Origin of the sequence: Sphaerochaeta sp. UBA5849, from assembly GCA_002432715.1 — a bacterium.
In the GTDB taxonomy this organism is placed as follows: Bacteria; Spirochaetota; Spirochaetia; order Sphaerochaetales; family Sphaerochaetaceae; genus Sphaerochaeta.
The window spans coordinates 34,076-51,338 of sequence record DJGJ01000067.1 but is presented as its reverse complement, the minus strand read 5'-3'; the positions used below and the strand labels follow the sequence as shown (position 1 = coordinate 51,338).

Below are 17,263 nucleotides of genomic sequence, written 5' to 3'. Positions count from 1 at the left end.
TCCTCCTATGCAAACAGAGGCGTCATCGCCTCAACATACGCTTGATAGCGGGTATAGGCAACTTCATACTGTTCGCCCGCTCCCTTATCCGGTGTACATGACTTCGACTCGTCAAAGAGCACATGCTCCTTGGCAAGATCCACAATTCTCGATCCCTCCACCGTCCACAGGGCCTGCAGGGCGGCACCGAAAGCCGCACTCTCTGAAACCATGGGAACAGCAAGCGGCAACTGCATGACATCACAGGCGATTTGGCGCCAGATGGGACTCTTTGCCCCACCTCCGGTCAGAATAATACGCTGTGGAACAAAGCCAAGCTCGCCAAAAGCATCAAGTCCACCCTTCATTGCATAGATGGAACTTTCCAGGGCTGACCGGGCAATGTTCTGCACTTTCATGTTGCTCATGTCCAGACCGGCTATCACACCCTTGCCATGGGGCAGGTTGGGAACGCGCTCACCGTTGAAGAAGGGCAACATGGTAACCCCTTCACACCCGATCGGGGCCTGTGCTGCCAGTTGGTCGAGCTGCTTGACGTCGTAGCCGAACAACGAACGAACCGATTCGGTTGTAATGGTGCAGTTCATCGTACACAACAGCGGCAGGTACCCGCCGGTGGAAGAGCAGAAAGCCGCCAGACGGCCTTTTCGGTCGGTGATGCAGCTGTCGCTGTACCCGAACAGCGTCCCGCTGGTTCCCATGCTCATGGTAAGATCACCCTTGCCGACGCATCCGGTTCCGATGGCGCCTGCCATATTGTCACCTGCCCCGCAGGAGACGGGAATACCGACCGGAATCCCCAGTTCCTTGGCCGTGGAAGGCTGCACCCTGCCACAGCTTTGGCCGGCTTCCACCAAGGGAGGCAGCATGCTGTACAGATCACGTGAATCATCGACAGCCTCTAGAACCTCACGGCTGTACCTCTTGTGCTCGACATCGAAGAAGGCGGTACCCGAAGCATCACCGGCCTCAGAGGTATACTCGCCGGTGAGATAGTAGTTGATATAGTCATGGGGCAGCAGAATGTGTGCAAGCTTGTCATATGCATCCTTGCGATGCTGCTTGAGATGCAAGATCTTGGAAAGCGTGTAACCTGGAAGAATCTGGTTCCCCAGCAGGGAGAATACCCGGTCCTCTCCCCCGAGCCTTTCTGTCAGTTCATCACACTGAGCCTTTGTAGAGGTGTCGCACCAGAGCTTGACCGGTGCAAGCACTTCCCCGTTTTTTCCTACGGGAACGAAGCCGTGCTGCTGAGCAGAGACACCGATGCCGACAATCGCTCTCTTGATGGCCGGATCGATTTGGTCGAAACAGGACCTGATGGCATCCAGGTACCATACGGCTTCTTGCTCACGCGTCCCGTCATCCGAGCTGAACATCTGGTGAGACGCGCTCACGGTCAGCAGAACGCGCTTCGTATCCACGTCATAACAGAGCACCTTGGTACTCTGGGTTCCAGTATCAATTCCTGCAACAACTTGCATATTACCCTGTCTCCTTTGCTACAGCATCCTCCACCAGAGAGAGTATTACCATAGACAAGATTGGAAAAACATATGTATTATTGACTTATGGAACTATTGGACGCAGTTTTTGTCTTTCAGATGCATGAACAACAGGAACTCTTGTGGCACCAGCGGGTGCACAGCCACGAGAAGGGTCAATTCGAGCTGCACTACTTTGTCAGCGGCAGTGGAACATTTTCCAATGCCCACAACCGCTACGCAATCTCCCCTGGTTCGCTGTTCGTCACCACCGGCGAAACCATCCACAGCATCGAAGCAAATATTGAGGAAAGCCTTACCTACTACGCCACGCTCCTGTATTGTCCCGAGGAGCTCGAGCTGGCCCGACGCCTTGAGACCATGAACCCTATCAAAGTGGGGACAAACTGGCGCTTCTTCTTCGAGGAAGTGAGGGACAAGGGTTTGAGCCAGACCAGGGAGCTTCGCATCAGTGCCTGCCATCAGGTGCTCGGACTTTTGTACAACCTCTCCGCCGGAACAAGAGTCGAGGAAGTAAAGGGAGAGAACATCCGCCTGGAGAAAGCAATCCGTTATATGCAGCGCCATGTCTTTGACAAGGTCGATCTGCAGATGATTGCGAACCATGTGCAGCTAGACCGATCCTACTTCGTCCGCCTTTTCAAAAAACGGATGAACACCACCCCGATGCAATACTACTCCAACCTGCAGCTTGAGGCAGCAAGAGCCTTGCTCACCAGTACAAACCTATCGGTCAAAGAGATTGCAGACAAGCTCCAATTCTGTTCGGAGTTCCACTTCTCCAAGCGATTCAAGCAATCCACCGGAACCAGTCCGTCCGCCTACAGGAAAACCCACCTGCAACTGTTGGGCACCTGAAGCTGCCATAGGCACCATCTCCATCATGCCTTCAAATTCCTTGGTTTTAGGAAAACACCTCTTCGGCAAGGGGTATCGAAGCCATGGCCCCCGGGCGGGAAACGGCAAGGCCTGCCGCCTTGCTGGCATATTGCAATGCTTGGCGAATCGAGCAGCCCCGGGCGATCGAAGCCAGATAATATCCGATGAAGGTATCACCGGCGGCAGTGGTATCGACAACGGGGGTATCATAGATGTCGTGATGAACCCTCAAATCCTTGAAAGCATACCAACACCCCTGCTTGCCGATGGTGAGCAGGATTTCAGAAGCGGGGTATCGAGTCACCAGCCTCTCCAGGATGGCTTTGTAATCGGACGTTTGTCGCATATCGGCAAGACCAGCACCCTCAATCTCATTGACAACAAGGATATCGATCAGCTCGAGCGGAAGGGAGAGGGCCGAAGGATCGAAGGGAGCCACATTCATGCAGACCTTCATTCCCCGTCGCTTTGCATTTTTGATCAGGTAATCGATATGGACGATCTCATTCTGAAGCACCAGTACATCGCCGAACCCGAAATGTTCCAGAGTCTGGTCGATTTCATCCGTGGCGATGGCACCATTGCCGCCGCTGTAGAGAATGATTGCATTCTGTTTGTTTGCATCCAGCTGTATCAGGGCTTGTCCGGTCGCTCCGTCATAGGTGCGGATGTGAGAGACATCGACACCATAGGAAGTCAGCAGCTGCAACAAGAAGTCACCATCCCGGCCAACCTTTCCTGCATGGAAAACCGTTGCACCTGCCTTGGCCAAGGCTGCACTCTGATTGGCTCCCTTGCCTCCGGCACTTCGCGTAAGAGAGGTGCTTTGCAGTGTCTCCCCTCCCTTGACAATATGATCGACGGTAAAAATCAAATCGATGTTCACGGATCCGTAATTTAAGAACCTCATCACTCCTCCTACATCAACGGTGCAGCAATTTTGAGAATCAATCCAGCCAGCCGTACATGCCATGGCCGGTTCTTCATATGCGCAAGCGATATCTGTTCACTGATCGCCAGAGTGTGCGCAATATCCTCATGCACCTTGCGAATCACCGAAGAACCATACAAGGCGACCCCGTTCTCAAAGTGCAGATAAAAGGACCGATAATCCATGTTGATCGTTCCGATGATGGCCACCCTGTCGTCGCTGACAAACATTTTTGCATGAAAAAAGCCCGGCGTATACTCATAAATTTTCACTCCGGCTTCAAGCAACGGACGATAATTCTCCCGGGTCACCGCAAAGACATACCACTTGTCCGGCATATGGGGTGTGATGATTCTCACATCCACCCCGCTTTGCGATGCAATCTTGAGGGCGGTCAGCATCTCATTGTCCAGCACCAAATAGGGGGTGGTGATCCACACATACCGCTTGGCCATGTTGATGATCTGGATGTAGGCATTCTCGGCCACATTCTCGTTGTCCAGTGGATTGTCTGCAAACGGCTGCACAAAGCCATCGGTTTTTGCGGCCAGGGTGGGCCTATGCTTGGCAAAGTCCTCGGATTCCCCGGTCGAGAAGGCCCAAAGCTGAAGAAACATCTGCGAAAGGCTCCACACGGCATCGCCTCGCAGCTTGACTGCAGTATCCTTCCAATGACCGAATTTCAATTTTCGGTTGGCATACTCATCGGCGATGTTCATGCCGCCCGTGTACCCAATGTTGCCGTCGATCACCAGGACCTTGCGATGGTCGCGGCTGTTCAGCTTGCTGTTCAGGTGGGCTCGAAGCGGATTGAAAGCGACCACCTCCAGGCCAAGGGACCGAAGCCGGCGGTCGAAATGGGAGGGTATGTCGAAAATGGAACCGACATCGTCGTACATCAGGCAGACTCTTACGCCCATCTTCTGCTTTTCAAGCAGGACCGAGAGGAAAGAGTCCCAGACTTCCCCCTCGCTGATGATGAAAAACTCCATGAAAATGAAAGACTTTGCCTTTCTCATCTCAGACAGGACATCCAGCACCCATGCCTCCCCTGAACTGAAATACTCTACTTCGGTATTGCCCCAGACAGGAAAGCCGGTGATGTTTGCAATGTACTGCGCCTGCCGCGCCAGCGTTGGAGAGTAGCTGGACAGTGCTTTCATCGGCAAGAGCTCGCTGTAGGCCCCACCCTCTACTCCTTTTTGGTAGAAAATGTTGAGCTTTTCCAACCTTGCCCGAAGACTGGCATTGAGTTTCCTGTTTCCAAAAAACAGGTAGAACAGACCGCCATAGACAGGAATCGACATGAAAATAAGCATCCAACCAATCTTGTAGGCGGGATTGAGGTCGCGGGTGACCACAACCAAGGTCATGAGAATTGATAAGGCTGAAAGAAATTGAATCCAGAGGGTACTGTTTTGGGCGAATGAGAAAATAGTGACCAGAATCCAGATCTGCAGCGAAATCAGGACAAAGGAGATGAACAGTCTGCCAGTGAAAAACTTAAGCAGCTTTCTCAACATATTCATCCCCCTTGGCAGATGAGTATATCATCAGAACAGAGGAGAGGCAAAGTACATTACCGCATGCTGAATTCACACCCGCAGTAATGTTGTCGGTAGATTCCCAGCTCCTTTGTCAGCTTCACACTTTTGTCAAAGCCGCCCTGTTTCTTGAAATCGATGCATTCAAACCCCTCAAACTGTTTTCCAACTGAGAAAATCAGGCTGCTGTTCTTGAACCGACTCACCGTCAACGTGGTTGTAAAATGGGAATATCCGAGCTGCCGGGCTTTGCTTGCAGCTTGGGCAAGGTTGTAGGCAAAGCACTTCGCACAGCGCAAACCACCTTCACGTTCGCCCTCATGCCCTTTGATGGAAGCAAGCCAGCTCTCATGGTCATAGTGCTCGGCAATCACCTCAAGCTGGTACGCTTGGGCAACCTCAAGGAGAGCCTCATACCGCTTTTGCGCTTCCTCTTGGGGGAAAATATTGCTGTTTGAGAAGTACAGCACAGGCTTCCAACCCTCGCCGACCAAACGCTCGATGCTGGCTGTACTGCAGGGACCGCAACAGGCGTGTACCAGAATATCTCTCTCTTCCATACCGATACGATACGGCAAACAAACCTCTCTTGCAACCACTGTCCAATCCTTGTAGAGTACAAACGTATAAGGGAGGTCGATACGCATGAAACGAAAAACCAATTGGGGACTTTGGATGTCTGTGCTGGTTACAGTCATTGTTTTTACACTTTCCATTCCCACCTACAGCAAAATCCTCTTGCTTGCACTCTATATTCTCGGAATCATCTATCTGAAACGAAGTGTTTTTTATTATGTGAAAGCCAACCGGAAAATCACCAGTGAGAATCAACAGGACTGGGACCAAGCCTGGCCTCTCTATCGAAAAGCCATCAAGGCTGGGCTCCAGAAATCCTTCGCCGTCACATCGGCAAGCATGTTCCTCCAGAAAGGTGATGCAACAGAAGGAAAAGCAATACTGGAACAGTATCTACAGTCGTCAACCGGCAAGGACCCCAATTTGGACAATATCGCCAAGACTATGCTCAGCATGGCTTACTGGATGGATGGAGACTTGCAAAAAGCAATCCAGACTGTCGATCAGGTCTATGAAAGTGGGTACCGTGACAAGAACCTTTTCATCAACTACACCACCTACGCGTTGGAAAAAGGAGATTTGTCCAAGGCGAAAGCATTGTTGGATGAATCAGCTGAGATGGAGAACTCAAGCCCCGGCATCAGGGACAATCGTGGATGGCTGTACATCCTGCAAGGCAATTGGGAACAGGCCGACGAACTCTTTTCCGATCTCATACAGAAAAATCCCCGGTTTCCCGAACCGTATGTACACTATGCCCAGGTACTCATCCACTACGGACAGGTGCAGGCTGCAATCGACATGCTTAGGCGAGCGCTCGAGGCTCGCTTCTCCAATACCTCCGGCATGAAGCAACAGCATATCCAGCACCTGCTGGACAAGCTCGAAGCAGCTGAAACCAGGCTCAAGACTGCCAAGGAAATCGATGCAGATCCCGTGAATGTGGCTTCAGGCAGGATGCCCAAGCCGCTTGAGGGGACCTTCGCTGCTCAGGATTCAGAAATCTTGGAAGGGTTTGCCGCCCGTCCCAGCAAGCCGCTCAAGCAGAAAAAGCGAAAGCAAGAGGATGAAGAAGAACGACTGCCCAATACAGACTTGACTGAAGCGGATTTGCAGTACATCAGGGAGCACAACCTCGAATAGGACCAGAACTAGAAGATTACGTTGAAGTAGAATCCCCAAACAAAGGTATTCACACTCTGGTCCCAACCACCATACACCGTGAAAGGAAGGGTGCGGATACCGAGCAGGGATATGTCGGTCTGCATTTCCAAGCCCAATGAGAGAGCCGGCATAAAGCTGTTCCGATACCAAATCAAATCGGAATAGATCGCCAATGAGGAGTCCTGGAATATGAACAACTCGGCCATGGTCGGCCTGAAGGATGTTGGTCGATATCCCAAGGAAAAGTTGAGTCCAACCAGATGATTGGCAGGATTGGCCGAGAGACTCAAATTGTGGCCTTGTGCCTTGATCAGGGTATTGGTTGTCCTGAAACCGTCGCTGGTAAAGAAGGGGACATCCCCGTTGCCATCCAAGGCAAAACGCGCGTAGCTTTCTACTGAAGCAAACATGTCCCATCGACTTTGCACAAGTTCCGATTCAGCCCTGGCGGAGAGGAACGACCGATTGACCGAGTAATCACCGAGAATCTGGTAGGAAAAGGCAAGAGACGTGTCAGTGAAGTTCCAGATTTGATTCTTCTGGTCTGCCAACAGGCCTTCCAAGCGAACCGTATAGAGATACGAAGTATCATTCCAGGAATCGGTATACGAGCTGTTCTTGTAATTGCTCATCTGTTCGAAGGACTGCATCAAGCCGAGTCTCAGCTTGTTCTGCAGTGTAAAGAGCCTGCCTTCAAGCACCGCTCCAAAAGAGAGGATCGGAGCCTTTTTTGCAACATCAAACAGAAGGGAGGCATACCCCGTAGCCTTGACATGCTTCAGCAAGTGATAATCGACTTGGGTCCTCACTACAGGAACTGCGCCAAAATGATCATTGGTAACGAAATTCAAGGCGTAGCCGGCATTGGCAGACAGGGAGAGGTTCCCTGACTTCCATATATACTTCAGACCAAGAGTCATATCATCCTTGAGGGCAGAGGTATCGAAGTCGGAAAAATCACTATCCAAGCCCAAGCCGAGCAGGTGCGATGGAATATTCACCGGTACCTGACTGAACAAGTCATACTGTTCTTTGCTGGCCTGTAATTTTTCCTGGAGCTGCAGCCTCAACTCCAGCAGCTCTGCACTGATTCCACTCTTATAGACTTCGGAAAGGCCTTCTGCCTGCAGTTTTGCGGATTCATACCCTTTTTGAGAAAGATAATCCGCCTTGGAAAACTCCATGAAGGAGACATCCTCGACATCGTTTCGAATCCAGATGACTTTGTCGAGGGACCTCTTGAGCTCTTCCACTCCCCTTCTTCGTTTTCCAATGTCCAGGGAAACATTCAGCACGGTCAACGGATTCTTGAGGTTCAAGGTATCCACATCGTAGAAGGTTGTAGAGACGATAACCGAATCGGAATATTCATATGCCAAGTCGACGGGAACAATATTGGTTACACCGCCGTCAAGCAGTAGGTGCCCGCGATACTCTACCGGAGGGAAGTAAACAGGAAGTGCATAGCTGCCCCTGAGTACCGTGTAGTAATCGCCCTCGCTGATATGAATCTGGCGTTTTGTCACCAAATCCTCATTAATCACAATGATGGGAATGGGAAGATTCTCCAGCTGCAAGTCGGGTCCGAGTATGGAGGCTACCTTGGCCAGGAAGCGGGAAGAGTCCAAAAAACCGCCTTGTAAAGGCAGGGTTGTATCGAAGAGACTTTGTATGGAAACCCCGGTGATGCTTTGGAGAATCTGCTCGGGGGAGAGACCCGCCGCGTACATCAGGCCTACGATGCTGCCCATCGAGTTGCTGATAATGAAATCAACGACGATATCCTGCTCCTCAAGGTATTTCAATACTCCGATATGGGCGAAAGCACGGGCGGACCCGCCGCTGAGCACCAACCCTACGGGAGACCGTTCCCCTTTGGTTCGCTCAAGTATACGCTGTCTGAATTGTGCATCACCATAGGCAATAGGAAGGTCGGCACTGAGGATGTCATCTGCATCCTTGCCTGTCAAATTGGAAACGGTCATACAAAGTAAGAGAAGCATGACCAAGAATGTTTTAGGACTCTTCACAATTCCCTCCGAGTACGTTCTACTCTAAAGCAATTACATTGAAAAGACAATCTGCCGCTATTTTTTGTAAACTGTGTTGCTTTTTCCAAACGGATTTGGTAGCATGGTTCTCGCTGATGCCGGCGTGGTGAAATTGGTAGACACGTCAGACTCAAAATCTGATGGATGAGTAATCCGTATCGGTTCGATTCCGATCGCCGGTAAAATTTTAGGCATTAAGTTCTTATAATAGAACGAAATAACAATGTACACCTGTGGACAACTGTCCATAAGTGTACTTTTTTTATCTCAAAACGCAGCATCGAGCCTCTTATAAAACCACTGTTTCACCTTAAAATTGATTGTTTATCCACCACCTGAACGCATCCTCTTGACGAACACGCGTGTGATACGTACCATCTATTTAGAAATTATTCGAAATAGGAGTGATAATGGGGTTCTCAGAAACCATGAAAGCCATATCCGACCCCCAGCGGCGTGAGATGCTCTCGCTGTTGAGAAAGGGCAGACTCAGCGCAGGAGAAATTGTTGGCAATTTTCCCAACCTGTCTGCCGCCACTGTTTCCTACCATATATCGTTGTTGAAAAAAGCTTCCTTGATAACAGAAAGCAAATTCAAGAATTTCATTTATTATGAACTCAATGCCTCGGTATTCGAGGAAATCATGCTCTGGTGTGCACAGTTTACTGGAGGAACCGATGAAACAAAGTCGCACTCTTCTTGACCGCACGTTCGTCATAACCACTTTGGTTTGCCTGCTGCCTCTTGTATTCTCAGCCGTGGTCTATGCAGATTTGCCCGACCAGGTGGCGATTCACTTCAATGCTGCAGGAGAGCCGGACAACTATGCACCCAAGGCCTTTGCCGCTTTCGGCCTTCCTCTGTTACTCACGTTGCTCAATGTTGTGATGCAGATAGGCTTGAAAGCCGATCCCAAACGAGATCCCAAGGAACGAATCTACCACATATCTCGCTGGCTCATCGCCCCGCTGAATCTCTTTTTGTCCCCCCTCACCCTCTTGATTGCCATGGGAAAACCCATTGAAGTAGAACGCGTCGTACCCATGGGTGTTTCCATCCTTTTTCTGATCATCGGCAATTACCTGCCGAAGTGCAAACAGAATTACACAATCGGCATCAAACTTCCGTGGACACTGGCAAGCCAGACCAACTGGAGAAAAACCCATCGTTTTGCGGGGTGGCTCTGGACAGTGACAAGCATTGTCTTCATCATCGGCCTGTTACTCAACCTTGATGCCGCCCCCCTCTTCTTTGTCGGCCTACCCCTCCTGGCAATAGCTCCGACAGTATACTCGTTCCTGCTATTCAGGAAAGAGCAGCCTAGCGATACAATGTGATGTTTTGTTTGTGCTCATCGTAGGTAAGAGCAAAATGAATCTGCTTGTCTCGATCGTGCAAATAATAGAAGTACGGGGTATCGGCTGGATTGAAGGCCGCATGCACAGCCTCCGGTGAGGGACTGCAAATACCCGTCGGGGGCAAGCCGACCTTGCGTCGGGTATTGTATGGCGTTTTCGTATCCAGGGCATGGGTGGGAATCGGATTGACCCAATCATCCAGCTCATAGCGGGTGGTTGCATCGATTCCAAGCGGTTCATTATTCTCCAACCGATTATGGATTACCGATGAAATTCCCTGCATCTGGCTAGCGTCCTGGGTTTCGGCTTGGATCATGGAAGCAATGATCAGCAACTCCTCGATGGAGTAGCGTTCCAACAAGGGTGTTCCCAGGTGTTTCTTAATTTCATCCAGCATTGCCTGATACATGCTCAAGGCCAAATCATTGGCGGCACGCTGTATATTGACCGAATAGACGCCGCTGAGCAACCACCCCTCGGAGAAACTAAGGCCATAGGCTTTTGCCAAGTCATGGGCCGATTGCAAGAACACTCCTGGTTCAAATCCAAGCCGGTTGACCAGATAGGCATCAATACTCTTGAGGGTGAAAGCAGGTGCAATGGTCAGCTGAACCATTTCCGGCTCGGCTGTGAGCATGGTTCCGATTGCCTCAAAACTCATGTTTTCATGCATCAAATAAGAACCGGTCTTGAGAACGGTGGCCAGATTGTTCTCCACAAAGTAGGAAAGCAGGAGTTGTGAATCCTTCACCACCCCCATCTGCTCAAGCAACAAGCTCACCGAGCGGGCGGTCATGCCGCGTTCAATGGTCAAGGCGATAACCGGCCTGTCCTCGATCGACGCACTCATCACAGGCTCATATGCCTTTTTCTGGTTGGATGCCACCCACCAGAGCATTGCGATGCAGAATAGCAGGCTTGCAGCCAACAGGGGGACGAGGAGCATCGCAGCTTTTGACTTTTGGTAACCTCTCCGTTTTCCTATCGGAGGTGGCTGCACTTTCGGTCGTACAACCTGCGCACTTTTCGCCTTTATCGCATGCGTTTGCACCAAGTGCGGATTTGGTTGTTCAGCCGTCCTTACTTTCGTCCTCGGCAGTTGGTTTGCAGCAGGTTGTTCCGACTTGTTCTGCTGAGGAATTTTCACTGTCATGCTGCGGGTTGTCACCGAAGGTTTCTTTCGCCTGACAGGGATCGAAGGGGCTTTGGAGGTATCGTCCTTCAACACCACTTTGCAGGAAGATGTAGTAGCCTTTTGGGGAGGTCCGGCCTTGGGCTCTTCCAAACCCAAGGTCAACTGCTTAGGCTCCTTGCGTTTCTCAGCCATCGGTGATCACAGAGGAAGGAGGAAGCAGAACGGTGATTCGTTTCTGCTTCTCATTGATGGAGGCTGCAATCTGGCTGATCTGCCGGTTGCAGGTATCGATTTGTGAGCGGAGCACCTCAATCCTCTGATTCTCCAGCTCGATTTGAGCTTCCAGCTCCTGCACTTGGATCAGGTTTTCCAGCTGCTTTATTTCCCGTTGCAGACTCTTGATCCGCTTGCGGTGCAAGGTAATTTGATCCATCAAATGAATCGCCTTTTGGCCGATCTGGTCCGAATGCACCTGCTCCGGCAGTGTTTCATACAAAGCCTTTCCATAGGCCGATGCTGCCTTTTCAGCAGCTTTCCAAGCTTGCTTCATCGCACTTGCCCGTTCCTCCATGCGGGCTTTCGGGCTTTGAACCTCCTCTGACTGCAATTTTGCCATGGCACTCTGGTGCAGCTCGAGCTCCTGGCTCAGTTCCTGCCGACGCTCGTTCAGACTATTCAGCTCATCCAACAAAGACTGCCTGCCTGCAAGCGGAAGATCCTTTTCACAGCCGATGGACACAAGGCGGGCTCCAGCCTTTGCCAAGAGACCGGGAAGGATTTTACGCTGAAAATCCAGCTGCAATACGATGATTTTCCGGCCCAACAACCCACTATGGGCCTGCTTTTGATTCTCCAGTTTTCGCGTCCGCTTGGCATGCTCCTCAAACAATGGGAAACAGGCCTGCCTCACATGCTCCGCCAGCGTTTGGGAACCATACGCTTCATAAGCTATGGCCCCAAGCTGGGAGTACACCCGGGTAAAGGGGTTTCGCAACAGACGAATATCTTTTTCAATCTCCTTGATTTTCCTCGAGCGGTCCTCAATCTGTGCAATGTATCCGGAAATCTGTTCATACGAGTGCTTGGCACTCTCATATGCATCCATCAGGGTGCAAAACGTCTCATACTCGGCTTCGGCATACGGAAGACGGGAAATCTGTTGAACAAGTGCGACACTCCTTCCTAAATCTGCATACAGGAAGAACACATCACTCTGATGTTGTTCAATCTCCTTCTGCTTTTGTTGGATATCGGCCTGCAAATTACCCATAATCCGAATAGTACCACACCAAAGGCCTTCAACGCAAAGAGAGAAAGGATGCAGAACCCATATCCAGCATTCCTTGACAAAGCTGGAACAGGTTGAGTATCCTGACTATAAACTGCCCGTGGGATGGGAACCTTTACCGTATGCATAGTTGTTCCTCCCGAGGGCAGGGCTGGATGGAAGGCCTTGCATGTGCCAGCATGCACCTTCCTACCCCTGAGTGTGACCGCTTGGCGGTATCCGCTTGCCTTCATCATCGGCCTGTTTCTGCAGATGGTGAAGGAGACAGTTCGCTCTTCCTTGTCTCTTCCCTGCCGCGGCCGGTCGGAAAGAAGCGGAGGTCCAACTGCATATCCAGGAAACAAAAAAGCCCGCCGCTGGCACCCAAAGCGAGGCAAAACACTATCAAGGAGATTTGCTCATGGACAATGTAAACAAGAGCACCCCGAACGAAGACGACCTGCTGACCGGCACCATTCAAGTATTGGCAGGAAAAGTCAAAGCCGACCCCAGTCCCGATGAATTGGAAAAACTGAAGAAGCTGATCAAGAAGAATGTACCTTTTACTCTGCGCGGGTATTTCATGGCCTACCTCCTGCGGGAGATCCTGCAGGCAAACAGTCCCAAGAAGTCGAATGTCAGAGACACCACGCGACCGGCAAAGGCAAAGCGCGAGAGCAAACCCGCTGGAAAAGCTGAGCAGGCGGAGCCCCAGATCCAAGAAAAAGCCAAGGAAGAGAAGGCCCTTCCCGAAGGCGCACGCACCCTGTATCTGAACATCGGCAAGATGAAGCGCCTCTATGCAAAAGAACTGAGCCAGCTTCTGCAAACCGAACTTGAAATCACCCGTGATGACATCTACAGCATCCGCATCCATGACAAGTACTCATTCATCAGCATGAGTGAGGAGCATTGTGAAAAGGCCATCGCCAAACTCAACGGGATGGAAATCAAGGGAAGAACTGCAGCAGTAAGCTATTCCAACAAGGAGTAAGGGATGTTTGTCGAACGACTTGTGGTGGGACCTTACCAGACCAACTGCTACATCATGGGCGATGAGGAGACCTCAAGCGCCTGGATCATTGATCCGGGCAATGACGAGAACACCATCATCCGCCACATCCAGAGGCGTAATGTCACACCGGTTGCAATACTTCTGACCCATACCCATTGGGATCATATTACAGCGCTCGGAGGTTTGAAAAAACACTGGCCCGAGTTGGAAATATTGGTCAGCGAAGAGGATTCGCCCTATTTGGGTCCACAAGGATACAACAACCTCAAACAGGTCTGTTTCGACAAGAGCTTTTGGGACAGGTATGAAGCACAACTGGGCAACCTTCCCCGACCCACCGCCTATTTGCATGATGGACAGCTTCTGCAAGACAGCCACCTGAGCGTATTGGCAACTCCGGGGCATACCCCCGGAGGTCTCTGCTTTTATCATGAGGAGGGTCAGTTTTTGTTCACCGGCGATACCCTGTTTGCCGGAAGCATCGGCCGCACCGACCTTCAAGGTGGTTCGTATCCACTGATCAGAGAAAGCTGCAAACGCCTGCTCACCCTCCCCGAAGAAGTTCAGATACTTCCAGGACATGGGCCTGCGAGCACGATTGCACGAGAACAGCACAATCCGTATCTCTAGCTACCAGTAACAAAAAAGAACAGAAGAGCCCCTTGGAGCGGGAATCACTTCTGTTCTTTTTTTTTCGTCAGCGCGTATGTCAGCGTCTGCCCGGGACTTCCTCGGCATTCTTGCAGTCTACGCACAATACTGCATAGGGAATTGCACGCAGGCGCTCTTCAGGGATTTTTTTCAGACACTTCAAACAATGGCCATACTTGCCGTTGTGAATACGGGCAAGGGCATTTTCAATCGAGCGCAGGCGGTTGGCCTCATGTTTGTTGATCGCTTCCATTTTCTTAAAGGCAATATCATCCGCGGCTACATCGATGCTGTCCTTGATGCCCATGGCATTGACCATCTCCCGAAAGTCACTGTTATCTTCAGTCAACTTGTCCAGCAACTCCTTTCTCATGGCAATAAGCTGCTCTTCCATCTCTTGTACAAACGTGTCGGACATCATATGCCTCCTGCAAAAGTCAAACTGCGACCCTTGTATTTTTTATTCCATATAAGATGGGTATAACCTGTCCATCTGTCAAGCTCTCTACCACACTTTTTGCATTAATAGTCTCCTTTGTACTAGAAAGGATACCAAAACATGACTTTCATTCCAAACCGTACCCAAAGACTTGCAGAAGCCAGAACCAAAGCGAACCCAAGGGCAAGGTAATCACGAGCTCTGAGGCTCTGGCTCAGATACCAGGTCCGCTTCTCCATCCGACCGAATCCCCTGAGGATCATGGCATTGGTTATCACCTCGATCCGGTCGAGGCTGGAAAGCACCAACGGGGCGAGAATCCGGCTCACAGAGGAGACTCTTTTCGCCAAGGAAACATCCTTGGAAACATCCACCCCGCGAGCCATTTGCGCACGAAGGATATTCAGATAACTGGATGAGACTTCCGGCAGGTACCGAAGGGCCAGAGCAACTGCATAGCTGATCCTGTACGACACACCCAGGCGGTTGAGGGAAGAGGCAAACTCCGATGGATTCGTGATACTGACAAACAACAATGCCATAGGGAATATTGAGAAATACTTGAGGCAAACCACCACCAGGTAGAACAACGTCTCCAGAGTCAATGCGTACCGTGCACCCGGTGAGCCTATGATGATCGTCCTGGTTCCCAGGTACAGCGTCCCTTGGTCTGGAGAGAAAAGGTAGATGAACAGGGCATTCAATGCGATGACCGTACCCATTCCTATGAAGTAGGGTTTGAATTTTCGAAGCGGGATTCTTGAAACGATCAACAAAAGGAATGAACAGGCCGTCCCGAATGCAAGGAACCGCAGGTCGAAGGTGGTAAGGCTGAAAATGATCCACAAGAGGAATACTCCCAGCTTGGCAACACCATTGAGGGTATGCAAAAACGAATCAGTGTCCTCATAGGTGAGGGTGAAGCCGAACTTGCGCCCGCCTTTCTTGATTTTTTTCTTGGGCTTGCTTTTCTTGCCTGTTTCGAGCCATTCCTCTTCCCTGCGGGGAATCGAGCAGACATCCGCTGCAGAGCCGCGTCCCTTGGCTTCGGTCTGTACAAACGTTTCAATGAACGATGGTATATCGTCGATGCCGCACCGTTTGGCAAGCGTATAGAGACTGGTAACCTTCAGATTGGCCTGCCTGAGCACCGCTTCATCGCTGAACACCTCATTGGTAGGCTTATCACAGAGAAGCTCTCCCTCATGCAATACCAATGAACGCCGGGTATACTCCAAAGCCAGATGCATATCATGGGTGATGAACAAGATGGTGAGGCCGATGGTACGGTTGAGGTGGCTGAGAAACTCCATCAAGGTGGTATAGCGCTGATAATCCTGTGCGCTGGTGGGTTCATCAAGAATGAGCACCTTGGGTTGGGTGACCAGAATGGATGCTATGGTCACCCGCTTCTTCTGTCCATAACTCAAAGCCGAGATCGGCCAATGATGGTATGGCCGCAAGGCGCATAGTCCAAGCACATCCATCACCCGGTCCTTGATCTGTTCTTCTGCATACCCTTTCTGGCGCAGGGCAAACGCAACCTCATCGTAGACGAGGTCGCAGCTGATCATATGGTTGGGATTCTGCATGACAAACCCGATCATTGAGGAGCGCTGGCTGGCTGAACATTCGTTGATGAGGCGGTCCTCAAAGAAAATATCCCCGCCGTCCTGCTTCAATACACCCATCAACAACTGTGCAAGAGTAGATTTTCCAGCCCCGTTGCTTCCCAGTATGCTTACCATCTCTCCTTGGTATATGGTTGCATGCAGAGCCTTCAAAGCGGGCTTGATGCCGTCGTAGGAGTAGCTGAGATTCTTGACCTGCAGTTGAACGACCCGGTCAGGCGGCTGGACTTCCTCCCGGCAGCGCATATGCCAAGCCTTCAGAAGTGCAGCGCAGCGCTCCACCGGCATTGCATCAAGATTGCTGAGATCGCCAAGATCTGAGAGGTCGCAGCCGGCCAGACGCAAGGCGGCAAGATAGAGCGGGTCGCGAATTCCCAAGGAAGGAAGCAGCCTGGTGCCAAGCAGTTCGTTCGGCGTGGTATCAGAGACAATGGCGCCGTCCTGCATCACCAGAATCCGGTCAACCGGACAGGAGAGCACATCCTCGAGTCGATGCTCGATGATGATGATCGTCTTATCAGTCGTTCTTGCCAGTTCATCGATCAGTGCTATGGCGGTTCTGCCGGTTTCCGGATCAAGATTGGCCAACGGCTCATCGAAGAGCAGCACCTCTACATCGTCAACCAGCACACCCGCCAATGAGACCCGTTGCTTCTGGCCTCCGGACAAATGTTGTGGACTATGAGAGAGAAAAGCCTCCATGTCGACTACACGGGCCATGTTTGTTACCAGAGTTCGCATGTCCTGCTGATTCATGCACTGGTTTTCCAAGGAAAAGGCGATATCTTCGGCTACACTGAGGGCGACGAATTGGGCATCGGTGTCCTGCATCACCGTCCCGACCTTCTGGTTGACCGTATAGATGTCGGCCTGTTCGACATCCAGACCGCATACAAAAGCGCTGCCCTCCATCGTCCCGTTGAAAGCGTGGGGGATGAGGGCGTTGATGCAGTAACCAAGCGTACTTTTTCCACTGCCGGACGGACCGGCGATCAGGATTTTCTCCCCTTTGCCGATCCGTAGATTGATATGCCTCAGCGTGGCTTCCGTCTGGGCCTGATAGGTAAAACTGAAGTCATTGAACGTGATGAGATCTTCTTGCATGCATGCACTCGA

At 51.1% G+C, this 17,263-nt stretch carries 15 protein-coding genes and 1 tRNA gene; 7 read left to right on the top strand and 9 right to left on the bottom strand.

The features are described 5' to 3' along the window. Nucleotides 1-5: 5 nt before the first annotated feature. Nucleotides 6-1,484 (bottom strand): xylulokinase, encoded by a 1,479-nt coding sequence (gene xylB, locus B3K89_RS12050; RefSeq protein WP_293895788.1) that lies wholly within the window; start codon nucleotides 1,482-1,484, stop codon nucleotides 6-8. A gap of 87 nt (nucleotides 1,485-1,571) precedes the next feature. Between xylB and B3K89_RS12045 the strand changes: the two genes are divergently transcribed. After that, a complete protein-coding gene (locus B3K89_RS12045) occupies nucleotides 1,572-2,363 on the top strand; it encodes an AraC family transcriptional regulator (RefSeq protein WP_293895791.1) in 792 nt (263 codons plus the stop codon). 46 nt (nucleotides 2,364-2,409) lie between these two features. Here the strand turns inward: B3K89_RS12045 and B3K89_RS12040 are convergent, their stop codons facing one another. The 3 genes from B3K89_RS12040 to B3K89_RS12030 are packed head-to-tail and all read right to left on the bottom strand — an operon-like array spanning nucleotide 2,410 to nucleotide 5,419. Continuing rightward, entirely contained in the window at nucleotides 2,410-3,294 is an 885-nt protein-coding gene (locus B3K89_RS12040) for a ribokinase (protein WP_293895794.1), read from the bottom strand. A gap of 8 nt (nucleotides 3,295-3,302) precedes the next feature. Beyond that, nucleotides 3,303-4,838: a cardiolipin synthase gene (cls, locus tag B3K89_RS12035; protein WP_293895797.1), complete on the bottom strand. Its 1,536-nt coding sequence runs from the start codon at nucleotides 4,836-4,838 to the stop codon at nucleotides 3,303-3,305. Between the two features lie 56 nt (nucleotides 4,839-4,894). After that, entirely contained in the window at nucleotides 4,895-5,419 is a 525-nt protein-coding gene (locus B3K89_RS12030; RefSeq protein ID WP_293895800.1) for an epoxyqueuosine reductase QueH, read from the bottom strand. Nucleotides 5,420-5,504: 85 nt separating this feature from the next. On the opposite strand from B3K89_RS12030, the gene B3K89_RS12025 reads away from it, so the two are divergent. Further along, a complete protein-coding gene (locus B3K89_RS12025) occupies nucleotides 5,505-6,578 on the top strand; it encodes a tetratricopeptide repeat protein (protein WP_345907456.1) in 1,074 nt (357 codons plus the stop codon). A gap of 8 nt (nucleotides 6,579-6,586) precedes the next feature. On the opposite strand, the gene B3K89_RS12020 is transcribed toward B3K89_RS12025, so the two are convergent. Further along, nucleotides 6,587-8,584 (bottom strand): patatin-like phospholipase family protein, encoded by a 1,998-nt coding sequence (locus B3K89_RS12020; protein WP_293895806.1) that lies wholly within the window; start codon nucleotides 8,582-8,584, stop codon nucleotides 6,587-6,589. A 163-nt stretch (nucleotides 8,585-8,747) separates the two neighbouring features. On the opposite strand from B3K89_RS12020, the gene B3K89_RS12015 reads away from it, so the two are divergent. The 3 genes from B3K89_RS12015 (at nucleotide 8,748) to B3K89_RS12005 (ending at nucleotide 9,988) form a co-directional block, all read left to right on the top strand. Further along, nucleotides 8,748-8,832: transfer RNA gene (locus tag B3K89_RS12015), tRNA-Leu, on the top strand. Nucleotides 8,833-9,060: 228 nt separating this feature from the next. Then, nucleotides 9,061-9,354 carry an autorepressor SdpR family transcription factor gene (locus tag B3K89_RS12010; RefSeq protein WP_293895809.1) on the top strand — a complete coding sequence of 98 codons (294 nt, stop codon included), beginning with the start codon at nucleotides 9,061-9,063 and terminating at the stop codon, nucleotides 9,352-9,354. Further along, the gene (locus B3K89_RS12005; RefSeq protein WP_345907455.1) at nucleotides 9,329-9,988 is read left to right on the top strand and encodes an SdpI family protein; all 660 of its coding nucleotides are present in this window, start codon (nucleotides 9,329-9,331) and stop codon (nucleotides 9,986-9,988) included. Before B3K89_RS12010 ends, B3K89_RS12005 begins: the two co-directional genes overlap by 26 nt. On the opposite strand, the gene mltG is transcribed toward B3K89_RS12005, so the two are convergent. Further along, a complete protein-coding gene (gene mltG / locus B3K89_RS12000) occupies nucleotides 9,972-11,336 on the bottom strand; it encodes an endolytic transglycosylase MltG (protein WP_345907454.1) in 1,365 nt (454 codons plus the stop codon). The two genes, B3K89_RS12005 and mltG, sit on opposite strands and share 17 nt — an antisense overlap. Continuing rightward, on the bottom strand, nucleotides 11,329-12,414 hold the full coding sequence (locus B3K89_RS11995; protein ID WP_345907453.1) for a hypothetical protein: 1,086 nt from the start codon (nucleotides 12,412-12,414) through the stop codon (nucleotides 11,329-11,331). Before B3K89_RS11995 ends, mltG begins: the two co-directional genes overlap by 8 nt. 418 nt (nucleotides 12,415-12,832) lie before the next feature. Here B3K89_RS11995 and B3K89_RS11990 point away from each other — a divergent pair, with 418 nt between their 5' ends. Together B3K89_RS11990 and B3K89_RS11985 are read left to right on the top strand one after the other, a co-directional pair. After that, entirely contained in the window at nucleotides 12,833-13,405 is a 573-nt protein-coding gene (locus tag B3K89_RS11990) for a DbpA RNA binding domain-containing protein (protein WP_293908696.1), read from the top strand. A 3-nt stretch (nucleotides 13,406-13,408) separates the two neighbouring features. After that, entirely contained in the window at nucleotides 13,409-14,056 is a 648-nt protein-coding gene (locus B3K89_RS11985; RefSeq protein WP_293908697.1) for an MBL fold metallo-hydrolase, read from the top strand. Nucleotides 14,057-14,135: 79 nt separating this feature from the next. Here B3K89_RS11985 and B3K89_RS11980 read toward each other — a convergent pair whose 3' ends face one another. Together B3K89_RS11980 and B3K89_RS11975 are read right to left on the bottom strand one after the other, a co-directional pair. Then, nucleotides 14,136-14,495, bottom strand: a complete 360-nt coding sequence (locus tag B3K89_RS11980; RefSeq protein ID WP_293908698.1) for a TraR/DksA family transcriptional regulator — start codon at nucleotides 14,493-14,495, stop codon at nucleotides 14,136-14,138. 122 nt (nucleotides 14,496-14,617) lie between these two features. Further along, nucleotides 14,618-17,251 (bottom strand): DUF3744 domain-containing protein, encoded by a 2,634-nt coding sequence (locus B3K89_RS11975; RefSeq protein WP_345907452.1) that lies wholly within the window; start codon nucleotides 17,249-17,251, stop codon nucleotides 14,618-14,620. Nucleotides 17,252-17,263 lie beyond the last annotated feature (12 nt).